We start from the raw sequence: 15755 nt of genomic DNA, 5'->3' as shown, positions 1-15755 counted from the left end.
TGGAATAAAAATGTATGTGATTTCGGTAAGCTACCACATAAGTTTAATTTTAAAGCTGGATATCTATATATTTATGAGCATAGGATAAAGTTTGGAGTGAATAATTATGAGTTATATTGAAAAGGGCACCAGAGAATTTCGCTTAACTAGTATGGCGTTATTTGCTGGTGGCTTTAATACTTTTGCGATTATGTATAGTACGCAGCCGCTTATGCCATTTTTATCTAAAGAATTTGGGATATCCCCTACGGTTGCAAGTTTATCATTATCAGTTACTACTTGTACTTTAGCAATAAGCATGTTGCTTTTTGGCTCAATATCAGAGGTACTTGGACGTAAGCCAATTATGTGCTTTTCTATTTTTGCCACATCAATACTTGCAGTATTATCTGCTTTTGCTCCTAATTTCAGCAGCTTACTTATTATAAGGTGCCTGCAGGGATTTGTTTTGGCTGGATTACCGGCTATAGCTATGGCTTATATAAGTGAAGAAGTTGATAAATCAAGTTTGGGAATGGTAATGGGTTTATATATAAGCGGTAATTCTATTGGAGGAATGAGTGGACGTATTATAATAGGTGTTATTACTGACTTCTTCAACTGGAGATTGGCTTTAGGCTGTATTGGCCTTCTTGGACTTGTGGCTAGTTTTTTATTTTGGGCTAAGTTGCCTAAATCAAGGCACTTTGAAGCAAGAGCTTTTGAAATTAAAAAGCTTATAAAGTCTAGTGGTAATCATTTAAAGAATCCTAAATTACTTTGTTTATACTGTATTGGATTTTTAATTATGGGAAGCTTTGTATCATTATATAACTACATTGGTTATCAATTAGTTGAGCCTCCGTATAACTTAAGTCAGACTCTAGTTAGTTTTATTTTTGTAATATATATTGTAGGAACTTTCAGCTCTACATTTATGGGGCGTTTGGCAGATAAATATGGACAATATAAAATTTTGTGTGTTTCACTATTTATAATGTTACTTGGTATATGCATAACTTTAAATGGAAGTTTATTTTTGAAAATTATAGGAATAGCAGCCTTAACCTTTGGTTTTTTTGCAAGCCATTCAATTGCCAGCAGTTGGATAGGGAAAATATCAATCCACGATAAAGCACAGTCATCGTCGCTATATTTATTGTTTTACTATGTTGGATCTAGTATAGGTGGTACTGCCGGGGGGAGATTTTGGTCTTCATATGGCTGGAGCGGAGTAGTAGGAATGATTTCAGCATTTCTAATAGCCGCACTCATAATTCTATTTGTCTTGTCAGCAATTATAAAGCATACAGACTATAATAAGATAAAGGCACATGGATTAAAAGTATAAATAATAAAATATATATGAAGAACCCATGAAAATTCAAAATTTGGATTTTTATGGGTTGTTTAATATAAAAAATATAGACAGGTAAATTTTAGCATGATATAATAAATGTACTTAAACGTTTACTGAAAAGAGGAACATACTATGGATACTAAAATTACTCGACCAACAATTAAAGATGTCGCGCGTCAAGCCAATGTTTCTGTAGCTACAGTTTCTAGAATTATAAATAATTTAGATGGATATTCTGAAGAAACACGTAAGAAAGTAAATAAAGTTATGGAAGAGCTTGGATACCAAAGAAATGCTATTGCAAGAAATCTAAAAATTAAAGAAACTCGTACTATTGGAGTGTTACGCCCTAAAATAAGTACTACATATTATGTAGAGATTTTAAATGGAATAGAAGATTTTGCACAAGTTAATAATTATAGTGTTATAATCTGTAATGCCGGAGATAATTGGGACAGGATGTCAGAATATCTTAGGGTACTATCAGAAAGACAAGTAGATGGGCTAATTGTCTGCAGTATACCACCTGAAGAGAATTTGTGTAAACAAATAATAGACTCCAACATTCCAACTGTTTTAGTTTCGGCATTATCATATCGATATTCATTACCATATGTTAAGGTTGATGATTATCAGGCGGCTTACTCGGCAACATGTTATTTAATTGAAAATGGCCACAAAGAAATAGCTATAATAGCAGGACCTAGTGAAGATCCTATAGCAGGAACTCCACGTTTAAATGGATTTTTACAAGCATTAAAAGATCATAAAATTTCTGTAAATGATAAACTCATTAAGAAGAAGGGGTTTGGCTTTATGGATGGAGTTGAAGGTATGGAGGAACTCTTTAAGGACAATGAAAAATTCACAGCAGTTTTTGCAGTTTCTGATGATTGTGCAGTTGGTGCATTATCGGTAGCACATAAAAGAGGACTCAAAGTACCATATGATATATCTATAATAGGCTATGATAATACAAATATAGCTGAGATGTCATACCCGCCTTTAACAACAGTAGCACAGCCCTTATATAATATGGGAGAAAAATCTGTTGAAATGTTAATTAAAAGAATTTCTTCTAATGAAAAAGTTGAAAGTATAATAATGCCTTTTGAAATTATAGAAAGAGAAACAGTAAGAAAAATAGAATAAGAAGCTATCATAAGAGACTAGGATATTTTATTAATAATATTAGGATAAAAAATCATAAAAATATATTACAAGTTTATGTTTATAATTTTAGTTTAAGGACTTGTGATATAATTTTTAAATTCAACGTAAACGATTAAGTTAAATTTAAGAAAAAAGCTATTAAACTATAAATTTTAGATTGTTATATCTGAAAATTATATAGTTAATATAACAATTAGACTTAGGTAATCGTATACTTAAAGTTATAAAATAGGAGGAAGAGAAATGAATAAAAAATTAAAGTTATTAGTATCAATTTCTATTAGTACAATACTTGGATTTTCATTGTTAGCAGGATGTGGAGGGAAAACAGATACTGCTGAAAATGGAAAAGTAAAATTGGAATTATTTTCGACCAAGCCAGAAAACAAAACAATATTGCAGTCATTGGCAAGTGAATTTCAAGAGAAAAATCCTAATATCGAAATTTCAATTAATTCACCTGCAAATGCTGGTACTGTTTTAAAAACAAGACTTGCAAAAAATGATATGCCTGATTTAGTAGCTATAGGTGCAGATGTAAACTATGGAGCGCTAGTAGATGCAAATGCTCTTGAGGATCTTACTAATAATAGCGTTATTGAAAATATACAAAAGCCATATTTAGATATGCTTCATGGCATAGCAAGTAATGATAATGGAAAAATATATGGAGTTCCATATGCAACAAATGCTGATGGTGTTTTATACAATAAGGATATATTTTCAAAGCTTGGATTACAAATTCCTAAAACATGGGATGAATTTATGCAGGTGTCTAAAAAAATTAAAGATTCCGGTCAACTACCATTATATTTAACACTTAAGGATGCATGGACTGGAATGTGTTTTTGGAATGTTATAGCTAGTGATTTGGAACCTGACAATTTTTTAGCTGATAAAAAAGCAGGGAAAACAACTTTTGAAGCTACCCATGGAGAAATAGTGGACAAGATGGAGACCATAGGAACTCTTGGGCAAGACGATATATTGGGAGTTTCCTATAATGATGGTAATGCAGCTTTTGCACAAGGTAAATCAGCAATGTATTTACAAGGTAACTGGGCTATTAGTGAAATAAAAAAAGCAAATCCTAATATTAATATAGGTATGTTCCCATTACCTGCAAGTAACGATTCATCTAAAAATAATATAGTGTCTGGTATAGATGTGTTATTTGGAATAACAAGTAAGTCAAAACATTCTGATGAAGCAAAAAAATTCATAGAATTCATGACTGAAAAAGAAAATGCTCAAAAATATATAAAAGATCAATTTGCCTTCTCAGCTGTTAAAGATGTGGTACAAGATGATGAGAGTGTAGCAGATGTACAAGAAAGCTTTAAAAATGGGAAAATTGGTGCTTTCCCTGATCACTACTATCCAAGCTCCTTTGATGCAGCCAGTTTAGTTCAAGGGTTTTATAGTAAAAAAGATAAAGCTGAATTCTTAAAACAACTTGATACTGAGTATGATAAAGCAAATAGTAAGCAATAAATAAGAGAAGAAAGAAAAAGTATAGGAATGTCTTAAAATTATAATTCATGCTTAATGTTTCAATTAATTGATTTTAGGACAGCCTATGCTGAATTTTAAGAATAATTATTTATAATTATGAACAATAATAGGAGGCTGAAAATTTTGAAAAAGAAAAGAGCTTTTTATATTATGACAATACCGGCAGTTTTGCTATTCTTTGTATTTCATACATTATCTCTCTTAGAAGGTGTATTCTATAGTTTTACTAATTCAAAAGGTTATGGAAATTGGAATTTTGTTGGTTTGAAGAATTACATTGCAGTATTTCAAGATATCAATGTAATGCATGCCTATATTTTTACTTTCAAATTTGCAATTATTACTACAATTATCGTGAATATACTAAGTCTTTTAATTGCCGTAGGTTTAAATTCAAAAATCAAATTTCAAAATACTTTAAAGTCTATATATTTTATTCCTAATATACTAGGAACTTTAATAGTAGCATTTATATTTAATTTTGTATTTGCGCATGTGATCCCGAATATTGGAGAAACGATGAATATCACTGCACTTAGTAAAAATATTTTAGGTGATGAAAAGCTTGCGTGGCTTGGAATAGTATTTGTAGCAGCATGGCAATCTATAGCATTTAATACAATTATATATTTATCCGGACTTCAGACAATTGATACAGATGTTTATGAAGCCTGTGATATTGACGGTGCTGGCTCATGGCAAAGATTTAAAAGTATAACATTCCCCTTAATAGCCCCCTTCTTTACTATAAACATGGTTTTGTGTATGAAAGGATTTTTAATGGTATTTGACCAGGTTGTAGCTATGACAGAAGGAGGACCAGGAACTGTTACTCAATCAATATCCTATGTCATTTATAATGGAGGATTTAACCAAGGAAGTTTCGCGTATCAATCTGCAAATGCTGTTATTTACTTTATTGTAATTGTAGCAATATCATTATTCCAGCTTAGAGTCCTTGAAAAGAGGGAGGAAAAGGTACTATGAAAAGAAACAAGAACAATTGGATAGTAACTATATTGATGATAGCAGGAGCGGTAATAACTATAATATTTCCACTGTATCTTACAATATTAATAGCTATAAAATCACCACAAGATATGGTGCCAAGTGCTTTATCCTTTCCTAAATCATTTCGTTTTGAAAATTTTACAGATGCCATTGAAATGACAAATTTCTTTTCTGCTTTAAAAAATAGTTTAGTAATAACAATTTCTGTATTAATTCTTACTATACTTTCAAATTCTTTAGTGTCATATGCTATAGCTAGAAATAGAAAGAAAAAGTTTTTTAATGCTCTTTACTATTATTTTTTAAGTGCTATGTTTGTACCATTTCCAATAATTATGTTACCTCTTGTAAAGCAGGTAAATATGTTAAACATGGACAATATTATAGGAATAATATGCTTATATGTTGTCTTTGGATTGCCCTTTAATATATTCTTATACTCCGGTTATATTAAATCAATTCCAGTTTCACTTGAAGAAGCAGCAACAATAGATGGAGCATCTACATTTCAAGTATTCTGGAAGATTATTTTTCCTTTATTAAAGCCTATTAACGCTACAGTTGCGATTACAACTTGCTTGTGGACATGGAATGATTTTATGCTTCCACTTGTAATATTAGGTAAGCCAGAGATGGCTACATTGCCTTTAGTTCAATATGTATTCCAATCTCAATTTGCTACAAATTATAATTTAGCTTTTGCATCGTATTTATTAGCGTTATTACCAATATTTATAGTATATATATTTGCACAAAAATGGATAAGAAATGGAATTGTAACAGGAGCAGTTAAGTAATTAGAAAAATAAATAATAATGAAAAGGAGAAAAAATCGTGGAGAAAAAGTGGTGGAAGGAAAGTGTAGTTTATCAAATATATCCAAGGAGCTTTTATGATTCTAATGGAGATGGAATTGGAGACTTAAGAGGAATTATAAATAAGTTAGATTATCTAAAAGAGTTAGGAATTGATGTAATATGGCTATCGCCAGTATATAAGTCACCTAATGATGACAATGGGTATGATATAAGTGATTATGAAGATATAATGAATGAATTTGGAACAATGAAAGATATGGAGGAGCTTATTAAAGAAGGTAAAAAGAGAGGAATAAAAATTCTTATGGATTTGGTTGTTAATCATACTTCGGATGAACATACGTGGTTTATTGAAGCTAAAAAATCAAAGGATAATCCTTACAGGAATTTTTACATATGGAGAGATCCGGTAAAGGGTGAGGAACCTAATGATTTAAAGTCAACATTTAGCGGCAGTGCGTGGAAATATGATGAAGTTTCAGGACAATATTATTTGCACTTGTTTAGCAAAAAGCAGCCTGATTTAAATTGGGAAAATGCGGAAATGAGGAATAAAATTTATGATATGATGAATTTTTGGATTGATAAAGGTATAGGCGGATTCAGAATGGATGTTATCGAACTTATAGGTAAAATTCCAGATAAAAAGATAAAGGAGAATGGCCCTAAACTGCATGAATACATTAAAGAAATGAATAAGAAAACTTTTGGAGGAAAGAATTTATTAACTGTTGGAGAAACCTGGGGATGTACTCCAGAGGTCGCTAAACAATATTCTAATCCTAATGAAAGTGAACTTAGCATGATATTTCAATTTGAACATATTTCATTGGATCAGCAGCAGGGTAAAGAAAAATGGGATTTGAAGCCATTGGAATTATTAGATTTAAAGAAAACATTATCTAAATGGCAAGTTGAATTAGAAGGAACAGGATGGAATAGTCTATTTTGGAACAACCATGATGTGCCAAGAGTAGTTTCAAGATGGGGAAATGATAAGGAATATAGAATAGAAAGTGCTAAAATGTTTGCAACATTATTACATGGAATGAAGGGAACTCCATATATATATCAAGGTGAGGAACTTGGTATGACAAATATAAGATTTGAAAATTTAGAGGATTATAGAGATATAGAAACTATAAACATGTACAATGAAAGAAAGAAACGCGGTTACAGACATGAGGATATAATGATGTCTATATATATGAAAGGCAGAGATAATGCCCGTACTCCAATGCAATGGGATTATAGTGAAAATGCAGGTTTTACAAGTGGAGAACCTTGGATAAAAGTAAATCCTAATTACAAAGAAATAAATGCTAAATCACAATTAGAAGATGAAAATTCTATATTCAATTATTATAAAAAGCTAATAAAAATTAGAAAATCTAATCCTGTAGTTGTTTATGGAAAATATGAATTGATTTTAGAAGGAAGTGAAGAAATATTTGCATATACAAGAACCTTAGAGAATGAGATGCTATTAGTTATATGCAATTTTAAAGAAACTAAGACAACTTTTATGCTTAAAAAGAAATTTGAATTTAAAGCTAAGGAGCTTTTAATTTCAAATTATTATGCAGATGTAAATGATCCGATAGATAATATGGAGCTTAGACCATATGAAGCTAGAATTTATAAGTTGATATTATGAGAAATAAAACTGTAGAAATTAAGCAAAGAATTTTATAGGAGGTTTTATATTATGAAAAAATGGTGGCATGACAAAGTAGCATATCAGATATATCCAAAAAGTTTCTGCGATTCTAATGGTGATGGAATTGGTGATTTAAGAGGAATTATAAGTAAACTTGATTACTTAAAGGAGCTAGGAATAGATATAATTTGGTTATCGCCAATATATTGCTCGCCAATGGTAGATCAAGGTTATGACATTTCTGATTATCGTAACATTGATCCAAGATTTGGTACCATGGATGATATGGAGGAGTTACTAAAGCAGGCTAAAGCTAGAGATATGCATATATTAATGGATTTAGTTATAAATCACTGCTCAGATAAACATGAATGGTTTAAAAAAGCATTGGAAGATCCAGAAGGAGAGTATGCAGAGTACTTCTATATTCGTGAAGGAAAAGTGAATAAACCGCCTTGCAATTGGCGTTCTTATTTTGGAGGAAGTGTATGGGAAAGGATACCTGACACAAATAAATATTATCTTCATTCGTTTGCAAAAGAACAGCCGGATTTAAATTGGGAAAATCCTAAATTAAGAAATGAAATATATAAGATGATAAACTGGTGGCTTGAAAAAGGATTATCTGGTTTTAGAATAGATGCCATTATCAATATAAAAAAGAATTTAAGCTTTCAAGATTTTCCTGCTGATAGTGAGGATGGACTTTGCAGTATAACGAAGATGTTAGAAACTGTAGACGATGTTGGAGATAGATTAAGTGAATTAAAGAAAGAGACCTTTAAGAAATTTGATGCTTTTACTGTAGGAGAAGTATTTAACAGCAAAGAAGAAGAACTACATAAATTTATAGGAGAAGATGGCTATTTTTCTACCATGTTTGATTTTGAACTTGAGCTTTTAGGAAAAAGTAAAAAAGGTTGGTATGACAATAAAGCGTTTACACCAAATGAAATAAGAGAAGCTATTTTTTATAGCCAGGCAAAAACTATGGATATAGGATTTAAGGCCAATATTATTGAAAATCACGATGAACCACGAGGAGTAAGCAGATACATTGAAGAAAAAGATTTAAATGATACAAGTAAGAAAATGCTTGGAGCAATATCTTTAATGCTGAGAGGAATACCATTTATTTATCAAGGGCAAGAACTTGGAATGACAAATAATAAATTTAGATCTATAGAAGAATTCAATGATATTGCAACAATAGATCAATATAATGTAGCAATTGAAAAAGGATATAGTAAAGAAGAAGCACTAAAAATTATAAACACCTTTAGTAGAGATAATGCTAGAACTCCATTTCATTGGGATGATAGTGAAAATGCAGGCTTTACAACTGGAGAGCCTTGGCTTAAGGTTAATAAAAACTATAAAGAAATTAATGCAAAAGCGCAGCTTGAAGATGAAAATTCCATATTTAATTTTTATAAGGAGCTTATAGCTTTAAGAAAATCTGAGGAATTTAAAGATACAATTGTATACGGAAAATTTAAACCTGCATTAGAAAATCATGATAATTTAATTGCTTTCTATAGAGAAGGCTCAGATAAAAAATTAATGTTACTTGCAAATTATCAACATGAAGAGCAAGAAATTGAGTTAGCTGAAGTATGTAGAAAAGTGTTGCTTAATAACTATAAAGAAATAAATCAAAAGGATGGAAAGATAATATTAAAGTCATATCAAGTAGTTGTTTTGGAAATAGTATAAATTATTTAAGGTAAATATAGGCAAAATAATAAAATATTGTAGTATAATAAGGATAGACTATTTATATATATTGCAATTGGCAATGCACAGCAATTACTAATCGTGCACTGTAAATTTTTAATTGCAACATATGTATTAAGATAGAGTCTATCCTTAAATTATGCTTTAATAAGCAAGAATAGAAGATGTCGGATATATTAAATATTTATATTTTATTATATAAATTAAAAGTTAAGAAGAATTTAAAAGACATTTTTATTCATTAAACGGCAGAATAAAACGTCTAAAAAATAGAATAAAAGAGCATTTTGTTCTTAATGAATCTTTAGTAATATAAAGTAGGGAATTTATTTTTACGAGAAAAATAAATTATTTAATAATTAAAACGTTATGATATTACAGATAGAAGAGAGCTAAAAATTAATGCTTGACGATAATTAAATTCTAGTTATAAAAGTTTGTATAACATAAATTGAATTTTAGTACATAGCATGTCGAAGATTCTTTTGATTTAGTTTCTCTATTAGATGTAGAAAGGGGAAACTAAATGTTTGATAATGAGATCGTTGCACCTGGTGAAAAATTAAAGAGAATAAGAAAAATACTTCACATAACCCAGGAAGAGTTATCAAAAGATATTTGTTCAAAAAATAACATAAGTTTAATTGAAAATGGAAAACAAAAGATATCTGCTAGTTTAGCAAATGCAATTTCTAAGAAATTTAATGAGGCTGCAAAAGAAAAAAGAGGAATAGATATTAAATTGATTAATGCAGATTTTTTAATGAAGGATGAAAATGAACAGGCAAACGATATCTTTAACGATGTCATAAATGAATTAAAAAAAACTGAAACAATAGATTTATTTGAATCAAAGTTTCTTAAAGCAGAAGAGATGATAAAAAATTATAATATTGCAGAGAAGAATAAAATAGAATTATATAGATTAGCAGCTAATTTTTACTATTACAAACATAAATATTCTACAAGTGACATAATGTGTGATGTTGGATTGAAAATATGCATTGATATAAAGAATATTGAAGAAGAAGCTAATTTATATGTATATAAATCTAGAAATAACATATTTAGTGATAAGTATCTTCAAGCATTGCAGCAATTGGAATTTGCAGAAGAATTAAATAATAGTATATCTAATGATGAACTTTCCATAATGATATTTTATCAAAAGGCATTAGCATATAAAAAGCTAGGTCAATATGATACTGCTTTAAAATATTTTAAAAAGCTAAAGAAATTTGAAATAAAGAATCAAAAGATGTTGTTAAAAATAAAAATGGTATATGCTAATTGCTTAAATGAGGAAAATCAATTTGAAGAGGCTGAAAAGGAATATTTTGAAATATTGGATGTTAACGATAGGGATTTTATAGGACTGGCCTATAGAAATTTATCAGAGTTATATTTTAATAAAAAAAGATATAAAGATGCAGCAAAATATATAAAGGATGCTCTGATATATTTAATAGATAATGAAAAAAAATCATACCTTAATGATGCGCTTTATATTGCCGCAAAGACACTTAAATATATTAATGAAGATGTTGAAGTATATCTTTTACAAGCTTTAGAAATATGTGAAAGAAGTGACAGAGAGAAATCAAAATTAATTCAGAACATAATAAATGAATTGATTTTACTTTATATGGAAAGAGAAGATGAAAAAAATATAACATTAATAGTAGAAAAAGCAAAAGAGTTAAATATAGATTGTAATCTGATTTATGCTGAGTTAATAAAGTATTACAGATATAGAAATGATGAAAAAAGCATCTATTTTAATAATAAATTAATTAATAAACTTAAATAAATTTATTGAAAAAGTAAAAAAAAGAAAAAATAATCGCAAATTTCATTATTATTCTACATTGTAAAGGCAGAAATTGTAGATGAACCTTTACTTTTTAAGGAGGTGATTTTATGAAAAAAGTTATTATAGCAGTAATAGCAGCAACAATGCTATTATCTACTACTGCATTTGCTTCAACAAAGCCAGCAAATGTAAATAATACTAATACTAAGTCAATATCTATTGTAAACCAATTTACAGGAATTCATATTCTTACATGTGATCCAGAGTAAAAATAATTAGAGATTAAAAAACAGAAAAATAATTAAAAGAAGTATGAAAAAATCAAGTAAATCTATCCAGGTTTACTTGATTTTTTATTATTTTACAAATATTAGATACAGCAATATAATTTATTCAAGCATTAAGCATTTAAAATAAATAAACAGAGATAGTATTAAAATTATCTATAATTATTTTACACTATTATATATAAAGGAAATGGGGGAGTTAGAATTGAAAAATAATGAAGCTATTTCTGAGCTTAATCAAGTTATGGAAAGAACTAGGACAGAATTGCATAAGACTATTGAAATATATGGATTGAGTTCTAAAGAAGTAGTAACAGCCAGTCAAAATTTAGATACATATATAAACATGATGATAAAAATAGAAGTCTAATTTTGAAATAAATAAAAAGAAAATTAAAATAACAATATCTGAAGAAACAGACGTAATAATAATACGTTTAATGGCAAATGAATTACATTTAATATTTTATGTAAGGTTGTAGTAAGTATCATAATTCAGCTATATAAGGTAAGGTGTATATATGAAAAAGAGAGATAAAGATAATAATATAGAATAATTTGTTCAAAGTTACGAAACGATGTCATTTCATTGAGTTTTGTATGATGAACGAAGTGAAAGGAATGGATATTAAATATGAAAAATATATTAGCAATAATTATATATAAATTGTTAGTTAAATATTGTGAAAGTCATGAAGATAGTTGTGAAAACTGCATTTTTAAGAATACTAAATCTGAATGTATGTGTATAGCAAATGTACCTATAGAATGGAGTAAGCCCAAAATAAAATAATGCAATAAATGAAAAAATAAAATTTTTGAATTCTGCCAGGTTAAAAAAATAAGAAACAATATATTAATGTTGATTTTTAGTGTATAATAATTTAAATAACGAATAATGAATAAATTGGAATTGCGAGTCTTAAGCAATTCCTTTTTGCATATCAAATATTATTAAGTATATGAAGAAATTAAGCTTAAATTTTTGAAGAATTTCTTATAAAATATACATATAAAAAGGATTTATTTTAATAATGGTAACTACTAGAAAGGACTTATTTTAATAATGGTAACGACAAATAATTATTTAATGTCAATGAATAATGAAAAAGCACTTAAAGATGAAATGGAAAAGTTATCACAGCTAATTGGTATTTATGCTCCTCATGATGGCGGCTTTAGTTTGAATATACCAGGAATATATGTTGGACGAGATTCTAAAATTGATGTAGATATTATGAAAAATTTCTACATGCCTTCTATTGGAATTATTGCACAAGGCGCAAAAACAATTATGGCAGGTAAAGAGATTTATCAGTGCGATTATAAACAGATGCATTTCATACCAATTGCTTTGCCAGTATCTCTTAGAACCACAGAAGCCAGTGACTCTAAACCATCCCTTGGAATACGGTTGGATTTGGATTCTAAGAGAATTGCAGAACTAGTAATGAAAGTGTATCCTCAAGGATTACCTTCTGTTCATAAGTGGAGTGCAAGTTATGTAACTAAAACAGATGTAAATATTATAAATGCAATGAGGAGAATGCTTGAATGCCTGCAAAAACCTAGTGATGCAGAGTTTATTGCGCCATTAATCTTAGATGAGATTTTAATACGGCTTTTGCGTAGTCCTATTGGAGTTCATGTTGCTGAAATAGGGTTAGGAAATTCAGACGTACAGCAGGTTACAAAAGCAATTAATTGGCTGCGGGAGAACTTTGCACAAACAATGAAGGTTTCGGACTTAGCAGAGCTAGTACATATGAGCATATCTTCCTTTCATGAACACTTTAAAGCAGTAACGTCCATGAGTCCGCTTCAATATCAAAAAGTATTGCGTCTTCATGAAGCAAGGCATCTTATGTTATCAAAGAATATAAATGCAGCAACTGCCAGCCAGTTGGTAGGGTATTTAAGTGATTCTCAATTTAATCGGGATTATAGCAGTTACTTTGGAAATCCTCCTAAGAGAGATATTGCAAAGCTGCGTCAATTAGCACAATAATAGAAATCGCCAAAGAGAGATACAGATATCAGCAATGAAGCGTAAAATTTTAATATTGGAGAATTAAGCAAGAATTAAAAATGAATAGGCAATTTTTATAAAAAACTTAGGGTATACTAAACTTATAGTTAACTGAAAAGATGGTATTATTTAAATATCTTCAAATTCTATGTAAACTAGTATTTCTTAAGGTTTAAGGAGGAGTTTAATATGCGTATTTTTGTTACAGGAGCAACTGGATATATAGGTTCTGCAGTTGTACAAGAATTAATTAATGCTGGACATAAAGTTATTGGCCTTACCCGTTCAGACAATGGTGCTGAGATGCTTGAGAAAGTTGGAGCAGAAGCACATTTAGGTTCACTTGAAGATATTGAAAGTATTCGTAAAGGTGCTTTAATTGCAGATGGTGTGATTCACTTGGCATTTAGACATGATTTTTCAGATTTTGCAGGTTCACTTGCTATTGATTTAAAAGTAATAGAGGCAATAGGAGAGGTACTTGAAGGTACTGGAAAACCATTTATAACTACTGCTCATGCTAATGGGGCAGCGTCTGATAATGCAACATTGAATTTGGCAAGTAAAGGAGTTAGGGCATCTGTTGTAAGCCTATCACCATCAGTTCATGGTGAAGGTGATAAGCACGCCTTCATACCTAGACTAATCGATATTGCTAGGGCAAAGGGTGTCTCTGCCTACGTGGGAGATGGAGCTAATCGTTGGCCGGCTATACATAGATTTGATGCAGCTAAACTTTATAGACTTGCATTAGAAAAAGCGCCTGCAGGTTCAACTCTTATTGGGCGAGCTGAAGAAGGAGTACCATTTCGCGATATCGCAGAGGCCATAGGTAAAAAATTAAACTTGCCGATAGTTAGCATTTCGCGTGAAGAGGCAGAGGCACATTTTGGTTTCCTTGGAATTTTAGCTTCTCTCGATATTCCAAGTGTAATGCCAAAAAGCAGTGCACAAACAAGTGAACTTTTAGGATGGGAACCTGAGAACTTAGGTTTAATTGAGGATATAGAACAGGGGCATTATTTTAACAAGTGATTTGAAAATTAAAACTAGACAGAAAAAAGTAAAAATTATTACAGGATTTTAATTCATGAAAAATAAAAAAAGGAGTAACCATAAATTGGTTATTCCTTTTACTCATAAAATTATTAATCATGCATAAAATTCCACCCTTGCTTACATTAGATTTAAAATAGACCTTTGTTCATAATATAGTATTACCAAATATGTTGTGACTTATAACAGGAATTTATTTAGGCACTATCAAATAAATAACAAATCCACTTGCAAGGCTATTTTGGACTCGTTATTTATTTTCATCTGCCTTATTTTCAGATCTTGGATTCTCCCAATTTAATGAATAAACTAATAACATTTTAGGATTATCAACTATCACTTCAATTTCGCTATTATCTGGAAAACTATAGTTTTTGGTTTCTAATGCTAAGCGGCTGTCTGTAGAAGGAAACTTTTCGTAAATCACAGAAGAGGTTCTATATTCTTTATTGATTTTAAGTGTTAATGTAAGTTTTTTTGTAGGTTCAACTATTGTTGTTGAAAAAGAAGGGGTGGCTTTCATTTCTTTATCATTTAATTTAAAGATAAGGGTTAGATTAATGATTTCACCTTTTTTAAACTTTTTGCCAAAATAGACTTCAAATTGTTGATAGGAATCCCTTCTCGTTGTTAAAAAAATTTTATGATTTGAATCTGAGCTGGTGATAATAGGAGTATTATCACCAGTCCAATTATATTTATCATGAAATCTATCAGTACCTTTACGTAAGATGATTTTATATTTCTTTGTATAAGTTATGTCCTCAGGATTATTATATTCATATGTGAGCTTCTTTTCCAGAAAGATATAATCAAAATCCGTATCTAAATAAAAATTATGAATAGGGCTGAACTTTTTATATATTACTAAAGCTAGCAAAGTAACTGTAGCAGCAGAAGTAATAGCAATTATTACTGCATAAGGTATCAAATATTTGTTATTAAGAGAAATTGAATGGGTTGCCAGACCAGATAGTCCACCAAGTACAAAGAAGAATAAATAGTTAATTAAATCATATATTCCTTTGCTAAGAGCACTTTCTAATGCTCTTTTTATGCTTTCTAACATTTGATAACCTCCATAAATACATAGCTTTTGTAAATTTTATTAGCGGAGATTTTTAAATATGCCAAAATACTTCGTTATACTGCTCAAAAACTTTATTTTTATAACTAAATTTATTTTATTTGGCCTTAGCGGATAGCCTTCTGTCTTAAAAGATGAATTATTTAATACTGTAAGGGAAACATAAGTTTAGAATCGGGTCTATTAGTAAAATTTGCTGACGCAGTATGACACAAAATAGGCAAGCATAC

General features: G+C 29.6%; 13 protein-coding genes. 12 read left to right on the top strand and 1 reads right to left on the bottom strand.

Translation table 11 applies throughout. The annotated features are described in order from the left end of the window. The first annotated feature begins 106 nt into the window (after positions 1-106). The 12 genes from CLOBL_RS23640 to CLOBL_RS23590 all read left to right on the top strand — a co-directional run bounded on the left by CLOBL_RS23640 (position 107) and on the right by CLOBL_RS23590 (position 14417). Entirely contained in the window at positions 107-1330 is a 1224-nt protein-coding gene (locus CLOBL_RS23640) for an MFS transporter (RefSeq protein ID WP_009171269.1), read from the top strand. A gap of 141 nt (positions 1331-1471) precedes the next feature. Next, positions 1472-2491, top strand: a complete 1020-nt coding sequence (locus CLOBL_RS23635; RefSeq protein WP_077861264.1) for a LacI family DNA-binding transcriptional regulator — start codon at positions 1472-1474, stop codon at positions 2489-2491. Positions 2492-2755: 264 nt separating this feature from the next. Then, entirely contained in the window at positions 2756-4006 is a 1251-nt protein-coding gene (locus tag CLOBL_RS23630) for an extracellular solute-binding protein (protein ID WP_077861263.1), read from the top strand. 144 nt (positions 4007-4150) lie between these two features. Further along, positions 4151-5014, top strand: coding sequence for a sugar ABC transporter permease (locus CLOBL_RS23625; RefSeq protein ID WP_077861262.1), 864 nt, complete (start codon positions 4151-4153; stop codon positions 5012-5014). Next, positions 5011-5835 carry a carbohydrate ABC transporter permease gene (locus CLOBL_RS23620; protein WP_077861261.1) on the top strand — a complete coding sequence of 275 codons (825 nt, stop codon included), beginning with the start codon at positions 5011-5013 and terminating at the stop codon, positions 5833-5835. Before CLOBL_RS23625 ends, CLOBL_RS23620 begins: the two co-directional genes overlap by 4 nt. Before the next feature lie 37 nt (positions 5836-5872). Continuing rightward, complete coding sequence (locus tag CLOBL_RS23615; protein WP_077861260.1) at positions 5873-7513, top strand: alpha-glucosidase; 1641 nt, start codon at positions 5873-5875, stop codon at positions 7511-7513. 51 nt (positions 7514-7564) lie between these two features. Beyond that, on the top strand, positions 7565-9232 hold the full coding sequence (locus CLOBL_RS23610) for an alpha-glucosidase (RefSeq protein ID WP_077861259.1): 1668 nt from the start codon (positions 7565-7567) through the stop codon (positions 9230-9232). A 547-nt stretch (positions 9233-9779) separates the two neighbouring features. Continuing rightward, positions 9780-11063 (top strand): helix-turn-helix transcriptional regulator, encoded by a 1284-nt coding sequence (locus tag CLOBL_RS23605; protein ID WP_077861258.1) that lies wholly within the window; start codon positions 9780-9782, stop codon positions 11061-11063. Positions 11064-11173: 110 nt separating this feature from the next. Further along, positions 11174-11335 (top strand): hypothetical protein, encoded by a 162-nt coding sequence (locus CLOBL_RS28220; RefSeq protein ID WP_179117823.1) that lies wholly within the window; start codon positions 11174-11176, stop codon positions 11333-11335. Between the two features lie 223 nt (positions 11336-11558). Next, the gene (locus CLOBL_RS23600) at positions 11559-11723 is read left to right on the top strand and encodes an aspartyl-phosphate phosphatase Spo0E family protein (protein WP_009171260.1); all 165 of its coding nucleotides are present in this window, start codon (positions 11559-11561) and stop codon (positions 11721-11723) included. A gap of 696 nt (positions 11724-12419) precedes the next feature. After that, the gene (locus tag CLOBL_RS23595; protein WP_077861257.1) at positions 12420-13361 is read left to right on the top strand and encodes an AraC family transcriptional regulator; all 942 of its coding nucleotides are present in this window, start codon (positions 12420-12422) and stop codon (positions 13359-13361) included. 210 nt (positions 13362-13571) lie between these two features. Continuing rightward, the gene (locus CLOBL_RS23590) at positions 13572-14417 is read left to right on the top strand and encodes an SDR family oxidoreductase (protein WP_077861256.1); all 846 of its coding nucleotides are present in this window, start codon (positions 13572-13574) and stop codon (positions 14415-14417) included. Between the two features lie 271 nt (positions 14418-14688). Here the strand turns inward: CLOBL_RS23590 and CLOBL_RS23585 are convergent, their stop codons facing one another. Continuing rightward, positions 14689-15507 carry a hypothetical protein gene (locus CLOBL_RS23585; RefSeq protein ID WP_077861255.1) on the bottom strand — a complete coding sequence of 273 codons (819 nt, stop codon included), beginning with the start codon at positions 15505-15507 and terminating at the stop codon, positions 14689-14691. Positions 15508-15755: the final 248 nt, after the last annotated feature.

This window comes from Clostridium sp. BL-8 (assembly GCF_002006495.1).
GTDB lineage: Bacteria > Bacillota > Clostridia > Clostridiales > Clostridiaceae > Clostridium.
This window is presented reverse-complemented; position numbering and strand designations above follow the sequence as displayed.

Coding starts and splice junctions, on each gene's coding strand:
- CLOBL_RS23640 (WP_009171269.1), top strand. CDS start 107: ATGAGTTATATTGAAAAGGGCACCAGAGAATTTCGCTTAACTAGTATG.
- CLOBL_RS23635 (WP_077861264.1), top strand. CDS start 1,472: ATGGATACTAAAATTACTCGACCAACAATTAAAGATGTCGCGCGTCAA.
- CLOBL_RS23630 (WP_077861263.1), top strand. CDS start 2,756: ATGAATAAAAAATTAAAGTTATTAGTATCAATTTCTATTAGTACAATA.
- CLOBL_RS23620 (WP_077861261.1), top strand. CDS start 5,011: ATGAAAAGAAACAAGAACAATTGGATAGTAACTATATTGATGATAGCA.
- CLOBL_RS23610 (WP_077861259.1), top strand. CDS start 7,565: ATGAAAAAATGGTGGCATGACAAAGTAGCATATCAGATATATCCAAAA.
- CLOBL_RS23605 (WP_077861258.1), top strand. CDS start 9,780: ATGTTTGATAATGAGATCGTTGCACCTGGTGAAAAATTAAAGAGAATA.
- CLOBL_RS28220 (WP_179117823.1), top strand. CDS start 11,174: ATGAAAAAAGTTATTATAGCAGTAATAGCAGCAACAATGCTATTATCT.
- CLOBL_RS23595 (WP_077861257.1), top strand. CDS start 12,420: ATGGTAACGACAAATAATTATTTAATGTCAATGAATAATGAAAAAGCA.
- CLOBL_RS23590 (WP_077861256.1), top strand. CDS start 13,572: ATGCGTATTTTTGTTACAGGAGCAACTGGATATATAGGTTCTGCAGTT.
- CLOBL_RS23585 (WP_077861255.1), bottom strand. CDS start 15,507: ATGTTAGAAAGCATAAAAAGAGCATTAGAAAGTGCTCTTAGCAAAGGA.